The sequence below is a fragment of the Anaerolineae bacterium genome, assembly GCA_014360855.1.
Classification (GTDB): domain Bacteria; phylum Chloroflexota; class Anaerolineae; order JACIWP01; family JACIWP01; genus JACIWP01.
In genome coordinates, this window is sequence record JACIWP010000278.1 from 1 (window position 1) to 3884 (window position 3884).

A 3884-nucleotide genomic window follows, 5' to 3' on the forward strand; every position below is an offset into this window, starting at 1 on the left:
CCCGCCGCTCCCTCGACGGCACAGGAGCCGTTCCACCTTTCTGTGCTGGGGCAGGTGGGTGGGGTGGGGCATGCCGCGGCCTGGGACGGTCAACGCCTGTACGCCGGCATCGGCCCTCGCCTGACCGTCTGGGATGCGGCCGACCCGGACGACCCAGTCCTATTGGGCGAGTCGGGCATCCTGCCGGGCATTGTGCGCGATATCGTCCTGGCCGACGGCTATGCATATACGGCATTGGACCCCTTTGGATTGGGCGTTCTTTCCCTGGAGGACCCGGATAACCCCGTCTGGGTAGGAGGATGGGAGGCGCCGGCGCCGGCGGTGGCGCTGGTATATCAGCCGCCGCATCTGTTCCTGGCGATAGGACCGGCTGGCGTCGCCGTTTTGGATGTGCGCGATGCCGCCCGGCCGGCGGAGGTGGCGCACTTGGATACGCCGGGCATTGCCGCCGATGTGGAGGTATGCGGCGCTGACCTGCTGGCCATCGCCGACGGATCGGCCGGCGGGCTTCGCCTGTGGGATATCCATGACCTGGACACGCCGGCGGAGCAGGGCTATTTCGACACGCCTGGCGATGCCAACGCGGTGGCATGCGCCGGCGACATTGCCTGGGTGGCCGACGGCCTGCCCGGTCTGCTGGGGATTTCCGTGACGAACCCGGAGGCGCCGGCGGAAATTGGCCGCTATAACAGCCCGGGCGATGCCCGCCACGTGGTAGTGCGCGGCGACGTGGCTTATCTGGCCGATGGCTGGCTGGGGGGATTGTCCATTATCTCCCTGGCCGATCCATCCCATCCGAGCCGGCTGTCCCGTCTGGACACCGACGGCCTGGCGCTGGCGGTGGCGGTAGGGGACGGCACGGCCGCGGTAGTGGATGGGCCTCTGCCGGGCATTCAGCTTGTGGATGTGGTTTCCGCGGCCGCGCCGGCGCGCCGCGGCGTCATCTCTACCCCGGGCTATGCCTGGGATGTGGATGTGGCCGGCGGTGTGGCGTACGTGGCGAACGGCCTGGGTGGATTATGGACGGTGTCTGTCGCCGACCCCCGCCATCCTCTGCCGCTGGCAACCATGCGGAGCGGGCCGGTCAGCCTGGATGAGTGGGCCAGGCAGGCGGGCATCGTCCTGCCGGCCAACGCCGCGCTGGGGGAACTGTACACTGGGGCGGAGGCCCTGGGCATTAAGGTCGCCGGCACGCGCGCCTATCTGGCGGATGGATGGGCCGGCCTGCGGGTGATTTCGGTGGCGAACCCCGCATCACCGCAGTTATTGAGCACCGCTGACACAGCCGGCACAGCGCAGGCCCTGGATGCGGCTGGAGATATGGTCTATGTCGCCGACGGCACTGGCGGCATGCGGGTCATCTGGGTGGGTGCGCCGACGGTGCCGCAGGAAATCGGCGCTTCGACGGCGCCGGCCGATGCGGCGGATGTGGCGGTGTCCGGGTATATGGCATATGTGGCGGATCGCCTGGCCGGCCTGCGTTCCATCGCCATTGTGTATCCCGAGCATCCTGTCCCGTATGGCCTGTTCCCGCTGGCCGGCCCCGTGCTGGGAGTGGATGTCGCGGGAACGTGGGCCGTGGTGGCGGAGGGGCCGGTGGGGGTGCACGTGTTGGATGTGAGCGATCCGACGGATATGCGCCGGCTCAGCACTGTGTCGGGGCACGATGTGGTGCAGGATGTCGAACTGGTTGGCAGGCAGTTGTTCCTGGCGGATGGCAAGGCCGGCGTCATGGCGGTTCAGCTCAACGAAGATGGTGTGCCGATGGATACAGCCTGGCTGAGGCTTGCCGGCGAGGCGACGGCCGTGCGGTATGCGGACGGCCGGCTGCATGTGACCACCCGCGAGGGTGGCCTGTGGATCGTGGGCCTTTCGGCGCCAGGCGGTCGGGTATTGCTTCCCCTGCTCACGCGGTGAGTGTATCGCCATTGCCAGGCACAGAGCCCAGTGGATGAACCTTTCTGGCGACGCCCCGATATATAATAAATAGATACATTGTACGGGCTGTGATGACGGCTGTCGAAAGGGCCGGCGTCTTCGACAATGCGGGATCTCGCTGAAGTGGTGCGAGAAGAACCCGTGCAAGGAGGTTCTTTATGAATATGGAAGTAGAGCCATCCTTCGTTCCCCAACGAATGGTATTGAGAGTCTGGTCATGGGTGAGCCAGATTCTGTTCGCATTGTTCACACTGCTTCTGATTATATGGTTTACCCTTTTCACCCTGGAAATGGCACGCGGCAGTGTCTGGGACGAGGCGCTGCGGTACAGCTTTCGAGCTAGCGGCTCATACCTGGGCAATCTTATACACGGAGATTGGGGAAGTTCTACCTCCTTTCGCGGCGGCAAGGTCGCGGTTCCCGTGCGGGAAATCCTCCCGACCATGTTGGGGAATAGCCTTGGGCTACTGGGTATTGCTCTGGGGCTGGCCCTGTTGCTGGGCGTGGTGATCGGGTATATATGGGCGCGGCGCCGGCATTCTGCCCTCTTCTCAGTGGTATCGATCACGCTCTCTTTGGCAGGGATATCCCTGCCGGCATTTTTCTTGGCCATGCTGTTACAACTGGCCGTCATTCACGCCAATCGGGAGTGGGGTCTGCGCACATTTCCCGTCGCCGGCTATGGATGGGATACCCGGTTGATCCTGCCCTCATTGGTGCTGGCGGCTCGGCCCCTCGCGCAAATCAGCCGCGTGACGGGTCTCGCTTTATCGGAATTGTTGGAGCAGGATTATGTTCGCATGGCGCGCGCCAAAGGGTTGTCCGCCGGCCGCATCTTCTGGCGGCATGTCCTTCCTCTGGCGGCAATGCCCATTTTGACGAGCTTGGTCTCCTCTCTGCGCTTTTCGCTCGCCAGCCTGCCGGTTGTCGAGCTATTTTTTGGATGGCCAGGGGTTGGATACAACTTACTGCGCGCCATCGCTCGGGGTGATGATGCCCTGGTGGTAGGGTTGGTTCTCAGCCTGGGCGCCCTGTTCATCGTAATAGATGGCCTGCTGCGTGCGCTCATCAGCCGGCTGGACCCCCGGCTCAGCGCTTCGGCGACGCGCCTCGTGATGACCCGGCAGACGGTGTGGGAGACGCTGCGGCAGTGGGGGGAAGATATCCTGGCCGGCATCCGGGAGAGCATGCTGGTGCGTTGGCTGATGCGGCGCGTCGCACGGGGAGACGCCGGCCATAAGACCGAGCCAACCCGTGAGTTGGGCGGTCTCATACGGCGAAAGGGGGCCGATGATGCTGATCCCGGCGGTGAGGCGGCTCACCAGAGGTTGCGGCGGTGGCGCTGGGCGATATCCGGCAACGTTCCCCTCTGGATCGGCACGGTGATCCTGTTGGGGTTGACAGCCGTCGTGATCTGGGGACCATCCCTGGCTCCTCACAGCCCGTACCAGCATGTCTCGCTTCGTCTGATCGAGGGGAGGTTCCAGGGACCTCCTTTTCCACCGTCCGAGGAATTTCCGTGGGGCACGGATGTGCTCGGCAGGGACGTGATGTCGTTGGTGCTGGTGGGCGCCGGCCGTACTCTGACCTTAGCGCTGGCAATCACTGCGGCGCGGGTTTTGGTCGGGTTGTTATTGGGGATGATCGCCGGCTGGAACGCCGGAGGGCCGGCGGACCGCCTGATCCGGGCGACAGCGGAAATCATCGCCGCATATCCCAGTTTAATCCTTGCTATGCTGTTGATCCTGGCGTTGGGCATCCGCCGGGGTCTGATAGTCTTTGTGGTGGCCCTGACCGTGGTCGGTTGGGGAGAGGTGATGCTGTTCGTGCGCGGCCAGGTTCAAAGCTTGCGGCCGATGGCGTTTATCGAGAGCGCGGTAGCTCTGGGACTGCGCATACCGCGCGTGTGGCTTTCCCATATTCTGCCCAATTTGGCATCTTCACTC

At 64.3% G+C, this 3884-nt stretch carries 2 protein-coding genes; both read left to right on the forward strand.

The annotated features are described in order from the left end of the window. On the forward strand, positions 1-1917 hold a 1917-nt coding region (locus H5T60_12605), incomplete at its 5' end, for a hypothetical protein (GenBank protein ID MBC7243271.1). A gap of 464 nt (positions 1918-2381) precedes the next feature. Beyond that, on the forward strand, positions 2382-3884 hold a 1503-nt coding region (locus tag H5T60_12610; protein MBC7243272.1), incomplete at its 3' end, for an ABC transporter permease subunit.